Annotated in this window: 16 protein-coding genes and 1 pseudogene; 8 read left to right on the forward strand and 9 right to left on the reverse strand. The window is 57.1% G+C overall.

Translation table 11 applies throughout. From position 1 onward, the window contains the following. Nucleotides 1–75 precede the first annotated feature (75 nt). Nucleotides 76–168, forward strand: a complete 93-nt coding sequence (locus PGR10_RS02545; protein WP_020078946.1) for a KPN_01571 family protein — start codon at nucleotides 76–78, stop codon at nucleotides 166–168. Nucleotides 169–203: 35 nt separating this feature from the next. Here the strand turns inward: PGR10_RS02545 and PGR10_RS02550 are convergent, their stop codons facing one another. Further along, nucleotides 204–1,454, reverse strand: a complete 1,251-nt coding sequence (locus tag PGR10_RS02550; protein WP_307858951.1) for an MFS transporter — start codon at nucleotides 1,452–1,454, stop codon at nucleotides 204–206. A 131-nt stretch (nucleotides 1,455–1,585) separates the two neighbouring features. On the opposite strand from PGR10_RS02550, the gene PGR10_RS02555 reads away from it, so the two are divergent. From PGR10_RS02555 to bioD, 3 genes are all read left to right on the forward strand, one after another. Beyond that, nucleotides 1,586–2,488, forward strand: coding sequence for a LysR family transcriptional regulator (locus tag PGR10_RS02555; protein WP_213317617.1), 903 nt, complete (start codon nucleotides 1,586–1,588; stop codon nucleotides 2,486–2,488). A 123-nt stretch (nucleotides 2,489–2,611) separates the two neighbouring features. Beyond that, complete coding sequence (gene mlc, locus PGR10_RS02560; protein ID WP_087858535.1) at nucleotides 2,612–3,832, forward strand: sugar metabolism global transcriptional regulator Mlc; 1,221 nt, start codon at nucleotides 2,612–2,614, stop codon at nucleotides 3,830–3,832. A 127-nt stretch (nucleotides 3,833–3,959) separates the two neighbouring features. Next, a complete protein-coding gene (bioD, locus tag PGR10_RS02565) occupies nucleotides 3,960–4,655 on the forward strand; it encodes a dethiobiotin synthase (protein ID WP_087858536.1) in 696 nt (231 codons plus the stop codon). Here the strand turns inward: bioD and clcB are convergent. The 6 genes from clcB to PGR10_RS02595 form a co-directional block, all read right to left on the reverse strand. Next, entirely contained in the window at nucleotides 4,608–5,903 is a 1,296-nt protein-coding gene (gene clcB / locus PGR10_RS02570; protein ID WP_430922861.1) for a voltage-gated ClC-type chloride channel ClcB, read from the reverse strand. The genes bioD and clcB overlap by 48 nt on opposite strands. Nucleotides 5,904–6,004: 101 nt before the next feature. Further along, entirely contained in the window at nucleotides 6,005–6,613 is a 609-nt protein-coding gene (gene dmsD / locus PGR10_RS02575) for a Tat proofreading chaperone DmsD (protein ID WP_430922862.1), read from the reverse strand. A 42-nt stretch (nucleotides 6,614–6,655) separates the two neighbouring features. Further along, nucleotides 6,656–7,513 carry a DmsC/YnfH family molybdoenzyme membrane anchor subunit gene (locus PGR10_RS02580; RefSeq protein WP_430922863.1) on the reverse strand — a complete coding sequence of 286 codons (858 nt, stop codon included), beginning with the start codon at nucleotides 7,511–7,513 and terminating at the stop codon, nucleotides 6,656–6,658. 1 nt (nucleotide 7,514) lies between these two features. Beyond that, nucleotides 7,515–8,132 (reverse strand): DMSO/selenate family reductase complex B subunit, encoded by a 618-nt coding sequence (locus PGR10_RS02585; protein ID WP_430922864.1) that lies wholly within the window; start codon nucleotides 8,130–8,132, stop codon nucleotides 7,515–7,517. Nucleotides 8,133–8,142: 10 nt separating this feature from the next. After that, nucleotides 8,143–10,578 carry a selenate/tellurate reductase subunit YnfE gene (gene ynfE, locus PGR10_RS02590; RefSeq protein WP_430922865.1) on the reverse strand — a complete coding sequence of 812 codons (2,436 nt, stop codon included), beginning with the start codon at nucleotides 10,576–10,578 and terminating at the stop codon, nucleotides 8,143–8,145. A gap of 148 nt (nucleotides 10,579–10,726) precedes the next feature. Next, the gene (locus tag PGR10_RS02595) at nucleotides 10,727–10,999 is read right to left on the reverse strand and encodes a DUF1161 domain-containing protein (RefSeq protein ID WP_430922866.1); all 273 of its coding nucleotides are present in this window, start codon (nucleotides 10,997–10,999) and stop codon (nucleotides 10,727–10,729) included. 103 nt (nucleotides 11,000–11,102) lie between these two features. Here PGR10_RS02595 and PGR10_RS02600 point away from each other — a divergent pair, with 103 nt between their 5' ends. After that, nucleotides 11,103–11,813, forward strand: coding sequence for a YnfC family lipoprotein (locus tag PGR10_RS02600; RefSeq protein ID WP_087860675.1), 711 nt, complete (start codon nucleotides 11,103–11,105; stop codon nucleotides 11,811–11,813). On the opposite strand, the gene speG is transcribed toward PGR10_RS02600, so the two are convergent. Together speG and PGR10_RS02610 are read right to left on the reverse strand one after the other, a co-directional pair. Next, nucleotides 11,807–12,367: a spermidine N1-acetyltransferase gene (gene speG / locus PGR10_RS02605; protein ID WP_015366764.1), complete on the reverse strand. Its 561-nt coding sequence runs from the start codon at nucleotides 12,365–12,367 to the stop codon at nucleotides 11,807–11,809. The genes PGR10_RS02600 and speG overlap by 7 nt on opposite strands. A gap of 51 nt (nucleotides 12,368–12,418) precedes the next feature. Further along, nucleotides 12,419–12,760: a DUF1283 family protein gene (locus PGR10_RS02610; RefSeq protein ID WP_015366763.1), complete on the reverse strand. Its 342-nt coding sequence runs from the start codon at nucleotides 12,758–12,760 to the stop codon at nucleotides 12,419–12,421. Nucleotides 12,761–12,873: 113 nt separating this feature from the next. Here PGR10_RS02610 and PGR10_RS02615 point away from each other — a divergent pair. The 3 genes and pseudogenes from PGR10_RS02615 (at nucleotide 12,874) to manD (ending at nucleotide 16,008) form a co-directional block, all read left to right on the forward strand. Further along, nucleotides 12,874–13,235 (forward strand): annotated as a pseudogene (locus PGR10_RS02615) (YnfA family protein). A 132-nt stretch (nucleotides 13,236–13,367) separates the two neighbouring features. Next, a complete protein-coding gene (locus tag PGR10_RS02620) occupies nucleotides 13,368–14,651 on the forward strand; it encodes an MFS transporter (protein ID WP_047048077.1) in 1,284 nt (427 codons plus the stop codon). Nucleotides 14,652–14,793: 142 nt separating this feature from the next. Then, entirely contained in the window at nucleotides 14,794–16,008 is a 1,215-nt protein-coding gene (manD, locus tag PGR10_RS02625; RefSeq protein ID WP_087860676.1) for a D-mannonate dehydratase ManD, read from the forward strand.

Consider the following 16,008-nt stretch of genomic DNA (forward strand, 5'->3'; position numbering starts at 1 on the left):
TGAATACCATAACGGACGGCGCGCCTCGCCAGCGACTACACTAATTACAGGCGCTGGCTGTCAGCGGAGGCGAGTATGAATCCGTTCACGTGGGTGTTTTTCGCACTGCTTTCTATGGATGCTCTCAGAGAACTGTTGGGGTTGCCATCGGTGCTCGGGCTGTGGTGAGCGGACGTGACCCGTAAGGTCACGTCGTTTAACGATTATTTCAGGCGGTTGTGCAAACAGGCGCCGGTCAGCAGCGCGGCCATTAACAGGAGCGCGATAAAGCCGCCGACGCCGTTCCAGCCGTAATGATGCCAGAAGACCCCGCCGAGCGTCCCCGCAATACTGGAACCGAGATAGTAACTGAACAGGTACAACGAGGATGCCTGGCCGCGCGCGCGACGCGCCCGTGGTCCGATCCAACTGCTGGCGACCGAGTGCGCGGCAAAAAAGCCGGCGGAGAACAGCAGCATGCCGATGAAAATCAGCCACAGGGGCGAGAATAGCGTCATCAGCAGGCCAAACAGCATCACCGCAATAAAGAACAACATCACCGGCCCGCGGCCATAGCGCACCGTCAGCGCGCCGGCTTTTGGCGAACTCCAGGTCCCGGTCAGGTAGGCGACCGACAGCAGGCCAACCACCGCCTGGTTCAGCGACCATGGCGACATCATCAAGCGGTAGCCAATATAGTTGAACAGGGTCACAAATGCGCCCATCAGCAGGAAACCTTCGAGGAACAATAGCGGCAGTCCGCGATCGCGCCAGTGCAGATGGAAGTTAATCAGCAGCGTTTTCGGTTTCAACGAAATAGGGCGAAAATGGCGAGACTCCGGAAGAATACGCCAGAACATAATTGCCGCTGCGAGGGCGAAGGCGCTTATCACCGCCAGCGCCACGCGCCAGCCGAAGAAATCGGTAAAGACCCCGGTGAGCAGGCGGCCGCTCATGCCGCCTATTGAGTTACCGCTGATGTAAAGCCCCATCGAAAACGCCACCACGCTTGGGTGGATCTCCTCGCTGAGATAAGTCATTCCCACGGCGGCCACGCCGCTGAGCGACAGGCCGATCAACGCGCGCATGATCAGAATACCGTGCCAGCTGGTCATCATCGTTGATAATAATGAGCAACACGCCGCCAACAGTAAGGCGGTGACCATCACCGGTTTACGACCAATGGCATCAGACAGCGGTCCGGTGAAAAGCAGCCCGACGGCGAGCATCGCGGTGGAAATCGATAACGAAATACTGCTGCTGGCAGGGCTTACGCCGAACTCGCCCGACAGCACCGGCAGAATAGGCTGCACGCAGTAGAGCAGGGCGAATGTCGCCAGTCCGGCGGAAAACAGCGCCAGGGTGACGCGAATAAACGCCGGGGTACCGCGTTTAATAAATTGATTTGGCTGGTTTACGGCCTTATCGCTGGCGCTGCTCACCGGCGCGGTGCCGGCGGTTGTTGTGTTACTCACGGAGAATTCCTTGCTTATATACCGCTGGATTACAAACAAACTGATGTGACCATTCAGCTCACATTTTTAGAGTATAAAATTGTAAATATTCCGTCTAATATATTAATAATCTCAAATAAGATGTTTTAAATATGAATATCGAGCTGCGTCATCTGCGTTACTTCGTCGCCGTAGCAGAAGAGCTACATTTTGGCCGCGCGGCGGCGCGCCTCAACATCTCCCAGCCGCCGTTAAGCCAGCAAATTCAGATTCTCGAACAGCAAATTGGCGCGCGGCTGTTTGCCCGCACCAACCGTAGCGTTAGCCTGACTCCTGCGGGGAAGCAGTTCCTCGCCGATAGCCGACAAATTCTGTCGCAGGTTGAAGACGCCGCCGCCCGCGCCGGGCGCCTGCATCACGGCGAAACCGGTGAACTGCGTATTGGCTTCACCTCATCCGCGCCGTTCATCAAAGCGGTTTCCGATACGCTTTCTACTTTTCGTCGGCGATTTCCCGATGTTCATATTCAAACCCGCGAAACCAACACCCGCGAACAGATAGTGCCGTTGAATGAAGGGGCGCTTGACCTTGGCCTGATGCGCAACACGCAACTGCCGGATACGTTGTGCTGGGAAAAGGTGCTGCGCGAACCGCTACTGGCGATGGTGCCCAGCGATCATCCTTTGGCTCGTCAACAGGCGGTCAGTCTGCTTGAGCTGGCGCGCGAGCCGTTTGTCTTTTTCGATCCGCATGTTGGTACCGGCCTGTATGACGATATTCTCGGGCTGATGCGTCGCTACGGTACCGCGCCGGTTATCACCCAGGAGGTCGGCGAAGCAATGACCATCATCGGCCTGGTGGCTTCTGGTCTTGGGGTATCGATCCTACCGGCGTCGTTTAAGCGGGTGCAATTGAATGAAATGCGCTGGCTGCCGATTAGTGAACCCGATGCGGTATCGGAAATGTGGCTGGTGTGGGCCAAACACCGCGAACAGGGGCTGGCGGCGCAGCGTTTTCGCGATTATCTTCTCGCCGCCGCCGCATTAGCAAAATGAGACAAAAAAGAGCCAAAAATGTGCGGTAAATCACAAGGCTAAGTAAAAATTTGACGTGTACCATCGAAGTGCTTCACCATAGCCGGAAGTTTATTTCGAAGCGCGAAAATAAGGGAGTCAATGGTGGTAGCGGACAGTCAACCAGGCCATATCGATCAAATAAAGCAGACCAACGCAGGAGCAGTGTATCGCCTGATTGATCAGCTTGGCCCGGTATCGCGTATCGACCTTTCCCGATTTGCGCAACTGGCGCCGGCCAGCATTACCAAAATTGTTCGCGAGATGCTGGAAGCGCATCTGGTGCAGGAGACAGAAATCCAGGAGCCGGGGAGCCGCGGCCGCCCTGCGGTCGGGCTGATGGTTGAAACGGAAGCCTGGCATTATTTGTCGTTGCGCATCAGTCGGGGGGAAATCCACCTGGCGCTGCGCGATTTGAGCAGCAAGCTGGTGGTGGAAGAACAACTGGATCTGCCGCTGCAGCATGCGCAACCGCTGCTGACGCGGATCATCGAGCAAATCGATCAGTTTTTTATTCGCCATCAGCACAAGCTTGAGCGCCTTACCGCTATCGCCATCACCTTGCCGGGGATCATCGATACTGAAAACGGCATCATTCACCGGATGCCATTTTACGATGATGTGAAAGACATGCCGCTTGGCGAAGCGCTGGCTAATCACACCGGGGTGTCGGTCTATATACAGCACGATATCAGCGCCTGGACTATGGCCGAATCGTTGTTTGGCGCATCACGGGGCGCGCGCGACGTTATCCAGGTGGTGATCGACCACAACGTAGGCGCGGGAGTGATCACCGATGGCCGCCTGCTGCACGCCGGCAGCAGCAGCCTGGTGGAGATTGGCCATACCCAGGTCGATCCTTATGGTAAACGCTGCTATTGCGGCAACCATGGCTGCCTGGAAACCATCGCCAGCGTCGAAAGCGTGCTGGAGCTGGCGCAGATGCGCATGGCAAAATCGATGAGCTCTATGCTGCATCAACAGCAGTTAAGCGTTGAATGGTTATGCCAGGCGGCGCAGCAGGGTGATTTACTGGCGCGGGATATCATTACCGGCGTTGGCGCCCATGTAGGGCGTATTCTGGCTATCATGGTCAACCTGTTTAACCCGCAAAAAATCCTTATTGGTTCGCCGTTCAACCAGGCGTCCGATATTTTGTTTCCGGCAATTTCTGACTGTATTCGGCAACAGGCGCTACCGGCCTATAGTCGTCATATCGCGGTTGAGAGTACCCAGTTCTCAAACCGCGGAACGATGGCTGGCGCGGCTTTGGTGAAAGACGCCCTCTATAACGGATCGCTCCTTATCCGACTGTTACAGGGTTAACATTTTTTCATAGTCGCACCAAAAATTGCGCTATCTCAATCTGAGCCCCGGCGGCTTCGCGTAGACTTTTCCCACTGTTGATTATTTCTCTTATGTATCTTTCGTATACACAACTTTGGGGTTAGTGATGTTTAAGCGTTTCTTTATAACAGGTACTGACACTGCTGTCGGGAAGACGGTGGTTTCCCGCGCGCTGCTGCAGGCACTTGCTGCCAGCGGTAAAAGCGTCGCCGGGTATAAGCCTGTGGCGAAGGGCAGCAAAGAGACGCCGGACGGACTGCGTAATAAAGACGCGCTGGTCTTACAGAGCGTGTCGACGCTGTCGCTGCCGTATGATGCTGTCAATCCCATCGCGTTAAGTGAAGAAGAAAGCAGCGTGGCGCACAGCTGCCCGATCAACTACGGCTTATTAAGCGACGGCCTGCAGCAGCTCAGCGGCAAAGTGGATCATGTCGTGGTGGAAGGTACCGGCGGCTGGCGCAGCCTGATGAACGATTTACGCCCGCTCTCCGAGTGGGTGGTGCAGGAGCAACTGCCGGTGGTGCTGGTGGTGGGCATTCAGGAAGGGTGTATCAACCATGCGTTATTGACCGCTCAGGCGGTGGCCAACGATGGTCTGCCGTTAATCGGCTGGGTCGCCAACCGCATTAACCCTGGTCTTGCGCACTACGCTGAAATCATCGATGTGCTGAGCAAAAAGCTGCCCGCGCCGCTGATTGGCGAGCTGCCTTATCTGCCACGCGCCGAACAGCGTGAACTCAGCCAGTATGTTGATTTAGACGTTCTCGGCAGCGTAATGGCGATAGATCGAATCCCGGCGTAACGTCCGCGACAGTACCGACGCCAGTACGCAGGCGATCAATAAACCGGGCAGCAGCACATACTGCCCGGTCATTTCACAAATCATCAGCGTCGACATCATCGGCGCATGCGTTGTCGCGGCGAGAAACGCCGCCATTCCGGTTAAACCAATCATAATCGCCATATCGCGATCCCCGTGCAGCCACAGACCGCTAAAAGCAGCGAACAGCATTCCTATTGCCAGCCCGACGAATAGCGTCGGGGTAAAAACGCCGCCCGGCGCGCCGGAGCCGCTGCTGGCCAGTACCGCCAACAGCTTACAGACAAAGACGATGATAATGACGCTAAATAGCGGCGGCGATAGCAGATAGCTTTGCACCACGCTATAACCGTTGCCCCACACCGCCGGGGTAATAAGCGATAACATGCCGACGATGAGGCCTCCTAGCGCCAGCTGCCACGGCGGCGACAGTTTCAGTCTCACGAAGCCACGGTGGCTGTAGTCCATCAGCCAGATGAATAGCGGCCCGCACAGCCCGGCCAGCAGGCCGGTTGCCAGCATTAATGCGTAATGCAGCGCGGTCAGGTTTTGCTGAAAGACGACGTGGTACAGCGGCGCGGCGCCGCCGTTGAGTAGATTGGTCAGCAGCAGGGCGATCACCGCAGAGATCACCACCGGCCCGAGCGAGGCCAGCATCAGGGTGCCGAAGAGAATTTCGGCAATAAACAGGCTACCCGCCAGCGGCGCATGATAGGCGCTGGCCATCCCGGCGGCAGCGCCGCAGGCGACCCACAGCTTCCATTCAGCGCGCGGCGTAAAACGGCGGGCGAACAGCGAGGCGGCCAGCGCGGCCAGCAGGATCATGGCCCCTTCGCGGCCAATGGCGCTGCCGGTTACAACCACCAGCAGCGACGCCAGCGATTTCACGAGGCTTGCCGGCGTATCGAAACAGCCATCGCCGGTTTCCAGCGCTTCCATGTAATCGGTCGGGGCGTGCGGACGCGAGACGCTACGCCGTTGCCATAGCCACAGCAATGTCCCGGCGGCGAGCCCGCCAAGCGCTGGCGTCAGCAGCCGACGCCACCACGGCAGCGACTGCGCGGCGTTCACCAGACTGCCGCTATCATTACCGAGAAATATTGTTTCCAGTGCCACCATCGAGTGGCGAAACAGCGCCACGGCCAGCGCTGCAAAGATGCCGACGAGCGTGGCGATGATCAGGCGACGGAACATCACCTGCACATCAGGGTAGTTATGAAGACGATGCATAGGCGGGAGTGAAATTGGGAGTCATAGCGTTATTGTGATAGGGAATAACCTTAGATGCAAAAGCTATAAGTGCCGCGCCGGGGATCGACGCGGCGGGTGAGTTAACGATACAGCTGCTTTTCCGTCACCGCGATGGGCAAATATTCCTGCCAGTTAGCCAGCGTCGACTGCGCCAGTTGGCCCAGCGCCCGATAGAACGGATGCCCGGCGTTTTCCATAAAGACGCTCAGAAAACGCCCGGACCACGGCAGTAGATGCCAGGCCAGCAGTTGCGCAAACAACTCATCCTGATTTGTTTCACACAGCCATGCGGCCAGCAGCAGCAGTGTTCCGAAGTGGTCTTCGGGTTCGTTGCGCTCAAGATCCAGCGCAATACCGCTGGTGCGCATCCACTCGCGCAGCGCAAGCGTTGAGTCGCCGAATAACACCGACTCTTTATCCAGCCACACCGAACCCCACGGCGGAGCGGGAAGCGCCCATGGACCGATAAACAGACGCTGCCAGGCTTGCGGCAGCGCCTCGTCGCTGCTGCCGGCGAAGTCTATTGCCAGTGAATCGGAGACCGGGAACGGCCACTGCGGCTGCCAGCTACCATCGAGAAAAGCGGCGACCAGCGGCGCGTTTTGCTCGCTATTCGGCGCAAAAGAGAACAGCGCGCCCAACGTGCGGGCGCTTAGTGCGACGGCGTCGCGATTTGGGATCTGCATCATTACCCTATTCCTTACTGCGGCGCGCACAGGCGCGCCGTCTCGTTAACCCGCAACCGCCATACCCACGGTCATATGCAGGCCATAAAACAGGCCGCGGCCTATACACTCCGCGACTAAAACCAATACCAGCCCGATGAATAACCCGGCGGCGCGCGGCGGCTGGCGGCGGATCAGCGGACACAGCCAGCAGCCGAGACCGAGAGCCAGCAGGAGCAGCCGTAGCACCTGCAGTCCGCCGTAATCCGGGAGAAGGGCGTTCGCCTGTTGTACTGAACTGTGGATCGTGGCGAGGTCAGCGCTTTGCAAGACAACAACGGCCACGCTGATGATGAGGGCGGCAACGCTAATCGCGGCAAAAAACCAGCCGTTGAAGTCAACTTTCGCCAGCTTCAGCAGCAGGGCGGCGAACAGCGGCCCGCTGAGTAGTACCGTCAGGAAGAACGCGCTGGTAGTGTAGCCATTGTACCACGTCGGCACGGTGTCAATCTGGTAGACCCGGGTCATCGCCATCACAAACAGCAACCCCAGCAGCATGGTGAGAAACAACCAGATTTTGCCGAGCGCCGCCGGCATTTTTCCTGGCACCGCCAGTAGCCACCAGAATCCGCCAACGGCGAAGAAGAGGGCGCCGCTGGCGATTTCATTACTGAGCGCTGAAGCGCCAACGCGGTTCAGTGAATTAAATGCGCGTAGCGGCGAGCCGAGATGGATTACAGACGCGAGAAAAGCTATTCCCATCAATAGCCAGATAAAGAACATACTGCGCACCAGCCGCTCTCGCGATTCGCGCTGACCGGAGAGCGACACCCAGCCCAGGCCGCTGACGATGACTGCGCCAGCTACGCATTGCCCCAGTACCGTAAACAGAACTAGCGGCCATTCATGCCATCCATTTCCCATTTCAGACCTCCTTCGGATTGGCCAGATAGCCGGTGGTATCGCCGCACGGACGGCTGTTGGCGTTTGGTTTTATCACAATGCTCGGCCTGGTGAAGTGCGCTGACGGCAGCGGCGCCACGGCGGCCAGTTGGCCGTGCTTTTCACGCAGTTCGGCAATCGGCCCGAACTCCAGTGCCCGCAGCGGGCAGGACTCGACGCAAATCGGCTTTTTGCCTTGTGCCACACGCTCGTGACAGCCATCGCATTTGGTCATATGCCCTTTAGCGGCGTTGTACTGCGGCGCGCCGTACGGGCAGGCCATATGGCAGTAGCGACAGCCAATGCACACCTCTTCATTAACCACCACAAAACCATCTTCGCGCTTGTGCATTGCCCCGCTCGGGCAGACCTTGGTGCACGCCGGGTCTTCGCAGTGGTTACAGGCGATAGAGAGGTAGTAGGCAAAAACGTTCTGATTCCAGACGCCGTTGTCCTCCTGCCAGTCGCCGCCGGCATACTCGTAGATACGACGGAAGCTGACGTCCGGCGTCAGGTTCTTGTAGTCTTTACAGGCCAGCTCGCAGGTTTTGCAACCGGTGCAACGGGCGGAATCGATAAAAAATCCGTATTGAGCGCTCATGGTTTACTCCTTAAACCTTCTCGATTTCGACCAGGTTGGTATGCTGCGGGTTTCCCTTCGCCAGCGGTGAAGGCCGCTGGGTGGTGAGGGTGTTCATGCAGGCGCCGTAGTCGACGCGATCGCCGGCCATATTGGCATCGTGCCACGCTCCCTGACCCATCGCCGTTACCCCTGGCATAATGCGCGGCGTGACCTTTGCCGGAATACGCAGCTCGCCGCGCTGATTAAAGACGCGCACCATGTCGCCGTTTTTAATTCCGCGTTTTTCAGCATCGATGGGGTTAAGCCACACTTCCTGACGGCAGGCCGCTTGTAAGACATCGACGTTGCCGTAGCTGGAGTGGGTACGCGCCTTATAATGGAAGCCAAACATTTGCAGCGGGAACTGGTTGCGCAACGGATCGTCCCAACCTTCAAAGGTGGAGGCATAGACCGGCAGCGGGCTGATGACTTCGCCTTTTTCCAGTTGCCAGCGGGCGGCAATCTCGGCGAGGCGGCTGGAGTAAATCTCAATTTTGCCGGAAGGCGTTTTTAGCGGATGCGCTTCAGGATCGCGACGGAAATCGCGATAGGCGACGAAATGGCCGTTCGGATCTTTACGCTTGTAGATGCCCATTTTTTTAAGCTCGTCATAGCCCGGCAGCGCTGGGTCTTTGGCGACCATTTTGGCGTACAGATACTGTAACCACTGCTCCTGAGTCCGTCCTTCGGTGAAGCGCTGATGCACATCGTCGCCAAGGCGTTTTGCCACTTCACTTAAGATCCAGTAGATAGGCTTGCGTTCGAACTTCGCCTTAGTGGCGGGCTGGATGAAAATCAGATAGCCCATATTGCCGGCATAGTCGTTAGGAATAATATCTTCCTGTTCTACGGTCATCAGGTCCGGCAGCAGAATATCGGCATATTTTGCCGACGAGGTCATAAAGTTTTCGATAACCACGATCGTCGAGCATTTGCTCTCGTCCTGCAGGATATCGTGGGTTTTATTGATGTCGGAATGCTGATTAATGATGGTGTTGCCAGCATAGTTCCACAGAAATTTGATAGGGACCGTCAGCTTCTCTTTGCCGCGCACGCCGTCGCGGGTTGCGGTCATCTCCGGCCCACGGGCGATAGCGTCGGTCCAGCTAAAGCAGGAGATGGCGGTTTTTACCGGATTTTCCAGTACCGGCAGGCGCTCAATGGTGATGGTATAGGTCGATTCGCGGGCGCCGCTGTTGCCGCCGTTAATGCCGACGTTGCCGGTTAAAATCGGCAGCATGGCGATAGCCCGCGCGGAGAGCTCGCCGTTCGCCTGGCGCTGTGGGCCCCAGCCCTGGCAGATATAGGCGGGTTTGGTCATACCAATTTCGCGCGCCAGCTTAATGATGCGATCGGCGGGAATACCGGTAATGCGCGAGGCCCACTGCGGCGTCTTGGCGGTAGCGTCGTCCCCCTGGCCAAGAATATAGGCCTTATAGTGGCCGTTGGCCGACGCGCCGGCCGGCAAGGTTTTCTCATCGTAGCCGACGCAGTATTTATCGAGGAACGGCTGGTCTACCAGATTTTCATTAATTAATACCCAGGCGATACCGGCGACCAGAGCGGCATCGGTACCGGGACGAATCGGGATCCACTCATCTTCACGCCCTGCCGCGGTATCGGTATAGCGTGGGTCGATGACGATCATACGGGCGTTGGAGCGCTCGCGGGCCTGCTCCAGGTACCATGTAATGCCGCCGCCGCTCATGCGGGTTTCCGCCGGGTTATTGCCGAACATCACCACCAGTTTACTGTTTTCAATATCCGAGGTGCTGTTGCCGTCGTTACTGCCGTAGGTATAGGGCATGGCGCAGGCGATCTGCGCCGTACTGTAGGTGCCGTATTGGTTGAGCGATCCGCCGTAGCAGTTCATCAGCCGCATCACCGGCGAGGCGGAAGGGGAAGAGCGGGTCATATTGCCGCCGACAATTCCGGAAGAGTAGTTAATATAGACCGCTTCGTTGCCGTACTCTTTCACCACGCGTTTCAGACTTTCTGCGATGGTATCCAGCGCTTCGGTCCAGCTAATGCGCTCGAACTTTCCTTCGCCGCGTTTGCCGACGCGTTTCATTGGGTAGTTAAGACGATCGGGGTGGTTGATACGCCGGCGAATAGAACGCCCGCGCAGGCAGGCGCGAACCTGATGATCGCCGTAGATATCGTGGCCGGTATTATCGGTTTCCACCCACACCACTTCGTCGTCGCGGACGTGCAGGCGCAGCGCGCAGCGGCTGCCGCAGTTAACCGAGCAGGCTCCCCAGACGGTTTTTTCTTCTGCCCCGGTGGCTTGCTGCACGGCGGCGGCCGCGGCGCGTAGACTGAAAGGCAGGGACAGGCCGCCGGCGGCCAGGGCCAGTGAACCGATTGCTGAGGATTTTATGAGGGTGCGACGGCTGACGCCGCCGGGATGTTCAGGGTTGGACATTGTGCTCACTCCATGATTTTTATTATGCAAAATGCCGCTGGCAACCGCGGGGCTGCTGGCGCATGGGTGAGGAATAATACTTAAATAGGGGTAGGCGAATCTTATCTCCGGTCAACCAGAGATAAGATCCTTCACTCGAAAGCGGCGGTTATTGCCCGTCCGAATCGGTCGCCGCCGCGTCGCCGCTGCGGGTATAGATTATCTTGAAGGTGTCGTTAGCGCAGTGGCCCACCACCTGAGCGCCGGGTTGGTCTGGCTGATCGTTCGGCACTATGGCCAGGCTAAAACCGTCGGCCGGTACGCCGTTGTTGATAATCTTCTGCTGGATCTCGCCTTTTACCCGCTCGCAGGAGTCCGGCGCTGCCAGTGCGGATGCCGAAGCCAGCAGCAGGGCCGCGCACAACCATGGGGATAGTTTCATCATAAGCTCCTTATTGATGTCATCCAGTTTTAAGCATAGCAGAATTGGTGTAAACAATTGTATTTGCTAAAATGATTGGAATGTTCCCAAAAAGGTAGCGGCTGTGAATAAACTGTTTTTGCTGATCCCGGCGGCGTTGCTGCTCAGCGCCTGTGATAAGCCGTCAACGCCGGCGGCGTTTACCCCGGAGATGGCCAGTTTTTCCAATGAGTTTGAGTTCGACCCGCTGCGCGGCCCGGTTAAAACCTTTACCCAAATTCTGTTTGATGACCAGGGGGAAATGGTGAAGCGCGTGCGTGCGCAGGTGTCGGCAGAAGGCTGTTTCGATCTGCTGGATTTTACCGACCTCGAAAACAAAACCGGCGCCACGCTAGTACTGGACGCGAATTACTATCTCGATGCGCAAACGCAGGAGAAACGCCTGCGGCTGCAGGGGAAATGCCAGCTCGCCGAGATGCCGGCGGCGGGGGTCAGCTGGGAGACTGATGACAACGGGTTTGTGGTGAAGGCTCTTGGGAAAGAAAGCACTTCCAGCTATCGCTACGACAGCGAAGGCTATCCGCTGGGCAAAACCACCACCGCGAAAGATGAGCGCTTCAGTGTCGTATCGACGCCGTCCACCGATCCGCGTAAAAAGCTCGATTACAGCGCGGTGAGTGTATTTAACGATCGCGCGTTAGGTAAGGTGAATCAAACCTGTGACTATGACGATCACGACAACCCGATCCGCTGCGAGATGCAGGTTGTCGATGAAAGCGTCCAGCCGGCGGTGACGCGACACTACAGCATCAAAAACACTATCGACTACTACTGAGCCGTGGGCTTGAGTAGCGTCTGGCCTTGAGGACGATGTTTCTCAAGGTACTGATGCTGGAACAGGCACATGCGAATGGTATTGCGGTATTCGCCGTTGATAAAGAACTCGTGAATCAGCTCGCCTTCGACCATAAAACCGAGTTTGCGGTAGATGTGGATCGCTTTTTCGTTTTCTTTATCGACAATCAGATACAGCTTATACAGATTCAGAACGGTAAAGCCGTAGTCCATTGCCAGCTTAGCGGCGCGCGTCGCCAGCCCTTTTCCCTGATATTCCGGGGAGATAATAATCTGGAACTCGGCGCGACGGTGAACGTGGTTTATCTCCACCAGTTCAACCAGCCCGGCTTTTTCGCCATCACATTCGATGACGAAACGGCGTTCACTTTGATCGTGAATATGTTTGTCGTAAAGGTCAGAGAGTTCGACGAAGGCCTCGTAAGGTTCTTCAAACCAATAACGCATTACGCTGGCGTTATTATCAAGCTGGTGGACGAAGCGCAGGTCTTCGCGCTCAAGCGGGCGGAGTTTGACGTGAGGGGCGTCAGACATGGGAAATCCTGTGTGCATTAATAGAGGATGGCGCCCACGGGCGCCGGGGAATTATGGCGTAATAACGCGACCGGTACGGCGGTCAAGACAGCGCAGGGTGTTAGGTTCCCAGTAGGCGTTGACGTTGGCGCTCTTCTGGCAGTTATCCTGCGCATCGAAGGCGACGTCGGTTTTGTCCCACTCTTTCTCCGCACGTTTATTCACCTTCTGCCGTAGCGAGCGGGTATCGTTCCACTGCTCTTTTTCCATTGCGGCTTGCTGACGGCTCTGCGCGCTGTCGCCGGACTCGATCACCAGTTTGTCGGTTTGCGCGAAGGACGAAGCGGTATAGACCATTGCGCTTGCCGCCAGCAGGGCGGTCAGGCACCAGCGTTTATTGCGTGTCATTTTCATCACGATTTCCTTTGAGTGATAAAAAGGGTTATCCAGTTGGACAAGTTTACTACAACTCGCCACCCGCGCCTACCGGACAAAATGGCATGGGTTCAGGCACATTATCGCGTACACTGGTGCAACAAATTGTCTCATTTACCAAACTTTAATGCTGAAAACCACGTTACTTTTCTTTGCTACCGCGCTGTGCGAAATCATCGGTTGTTATCTGCCGTGGCTATGGCTGAAGCGGGAAGGTTCGCCGCTGCTGCTGATCCCGACCGCGATGGCGTTGGCGATGTTCGTCTGGCTGCTGACCCTGCACCCGGAGGCCAGCGGCAGAGTGTATGCCGCCTATGGCGGCGTCTACGTCTGTACTGCGCTGTTGTGGCTGCGTTTCGTCGACGGCGTGAAGCTGAGCCACTATGATTGGGCGGGCGCGGCGATTGCGCTGTGCGGCATGCTGATCATCGTTGCTGGCTGGGGGCGGGCTTAACGTCGCGCAGCAGGATAAAAAATCGCCCTTTGTGATCATCCACGCTAATTTTAACCTTGATTCTTGTATGGTAGCCGACTAGTTGCCTTACTTACCCTAACCGCATCGTGCTGTTTATCGTAAGAGGCAATTATGGCTACACAAACCCTTGCCAGCGAAGCTGGCGCCAAACCCGTGCGCATTGGCCGGGTGCAAAAAGTCACCCTGACGCTGCTGTTTATCGCCGGTATCGTCAACTTCCTCGATCGTTCGTCATTAAGCGTCGCCGGAGAAGCCATCCGTGGCGATCTCGGGCTCAGCGCGACCGAATTTGGCGTACTGCTTTCCGCCTTCTCGCTATCATATGGTTTCGCGCAGCTGCCCTCGGGTATTTTGCTCGATCGCTTCGGCCCGCGAATTGTATTGGGGGCGGGGCTGATTTTCTGGTCACTGATGCAGGCGCTGACCGGGGTAGTGAACTCCTTTAGCCACTTTATTTTGCTGCGCATTGGCCTTGGTATTGGCGAAGCGCCGTTTATGCCGGCGGGGGTAAAATCCATTACCGACTGGTACGTACAAAAAGAGCGCGGCACCGCGGTCGGCATTTTTAACTCGTCAACGGTGCTTGGCCAGGCGATCGCGCCGCCGGCGCTGGTGCTGATGCAGATTGCTTGGGGCTGGCGCACCATGTTCGTGGTTATCGGCCTTGCGGGGATCGTAGTGGGCCTGTGCTGGTACGCGTGGTATCGCAACCGCGCGCAGTTCGACCTGCAACAGGAGGAGCGCCAGTATCTGGCGGCGCCGGAAAAAGCGCGCCCAACGCTGGTATTCAGCGAGTGGTTGGCGCTGTTCAAACGGCGCACCACCTGGGGCATGATTTTAGGCTTCTCCGGGGTTAACTATACCGGCTGGCTGTATATTGCGTGGCTGCCGGGTTATCTGCAGGCGCAGCAGGGATTGAGCCTCGCGAAAACCGGCTGGGTGGCGGCGATCCCGTTCCTGGCCGCGGCGGTGGGCATGTGGGTCAACGGGCTAGTGGTCGATGCGCTGGCGCGCCGCGGTTACGATCTGGCGAAAACGCGCAAAACGGCGATTGTGGTTGGCCTGACGCTTTCCGCGCTCGGCACGCTGCTGGTGGTGCAATCGAGTTCGCCGACCCAGGCGGTGGCGTTTATCTCCATGGCGCTATTCTGCGTCCACTTTGCCGGGACCTCGGCCTGGGGGCTGGTACAGGTGATGGTTAGCGAAAATAAAGTCGCGTCGGTGGCGGCGATCCAGAACTTCGGCAGCTTTGTTTTCGCCTCTTTTGCGCCGGTCGTCACCGGTTGGGTGGTGGATACCACGCACTCCTTCAACCTGGCCTTGGTTATCGCCGCCTGCGTGACCTTTACCGGGGCGCTGTGCTATTTCTTCATCGTAAAAGACCGCATCAATTAATCGCTAACGGGGGGCGCCAGTCGCCCCCCGCAACCAAACCCGTTTGTGATCCTTCGCATCTTTTTTAAATATCATACTTGTATGGTAGTAGGTCTGGTGATTTAATTTTGATCACTAACCGTACAGATGCAAGGAATTACCCATGAAGATCGTTGCCGCCGACGTGTTCGTTACCTGCCCAGGGCGTAACTTCGTCACCTTAAAAATCACCACCGATGAAGGGATTGTCGGCCTCGGTGATGCCACGCTCAACGGCCGTGAATTGTCGGTCGCCTCATACCTGAAAGATCACCTTTGCCCGCAGCTGATTGGCCGTGATGCTCACCGCATCGAAGATATCTGGCAGTTCTTCTACAAAGGTGCCTACTGGCGCCGCGGCCCGGTGACCATGTCGGCGATTTCCGCCGTTGATATGGCGCTGTGGGATATCAAAGCCAAAGCCGCCGGAATGCCGCTTTACCAACTGCTGGGCGGCGCCTCGCGCGAAGGGGTGATGGTCTACTGCCACACCACCGGTCATTCCATTGATGAAGTACTGGATGACTACGCCCGCCATCAGGAAATGGGTTTTAAGGCGATTCGCGTGCAGTGCGGTATTCCGGGGATGAAAACCACCTACGGCATGGCCAAGGGTAAAGGTCAGGCGTACGAGCCGGCGACCAAAGGCGTGTGGCCGGAAGAGCAGCTGTGGTCAACGGAAAAATATCTCGATTTCACCCCGCGCCTGTTTGCCGCCGTGCGCGAACGATTTGGTTTCAACGAGCACTTACTGCACGACATGCACCATCGCCTGACGCCGATCGAGGCGGCGCGCTTTGGTAAAAGCGTTGAGGAGTATCGTCTGTTCTGGATGGAAGATCCGACACCGGCAGAGAATCAGGACTGCTTCCGCCTAATTCGCCAGCATACCGTCACGCCGATTGCCGTCGGCGAAGTCTTTAATAGCATCTGGGATTGCAAACAGCTGATTGAAGAGCAGCTCATTGATTATATCCGCACCACCATTACCCACGCCGGCGGGATCAGCGGCATGCGGCGTATCGCCGATTTTGCTTCGTTGTACCAGGTACGTACCGGTTCTCACGGGCCGTCCGATCTCTCTCCGGTATGCATGGCGGCGGCGCTGCATTTCGACCTGTGGGTGCCAAATTTCGGCGTGCAGGAGTACATGGGCTATTCCGAACAGATGCTGGAGGTCTTCCCGCATAGCTGGCGTTTTGACAATGGCTATATGCATCCGGGCGATAAACCGGGGCTGGGCATCGAATTCGACGAGAAGCTGGCGGCGAAATACCCCTATGAACCCGCCTGTCTGCCGGTGGCGCGCCTCGAAGATGGCACGCTGTGGAATTGGTAA

Origin of the sequence: Klebsiella sp. 141198, assembly GCF_050600785.1 — a bacterium.
Lineage (GTDB): Bacteria > Pseudomonadota > Gammaproteobacteria > Enterobacterales > Enterobacteriaceae > Klebsiella > Klebsiella aerogenes.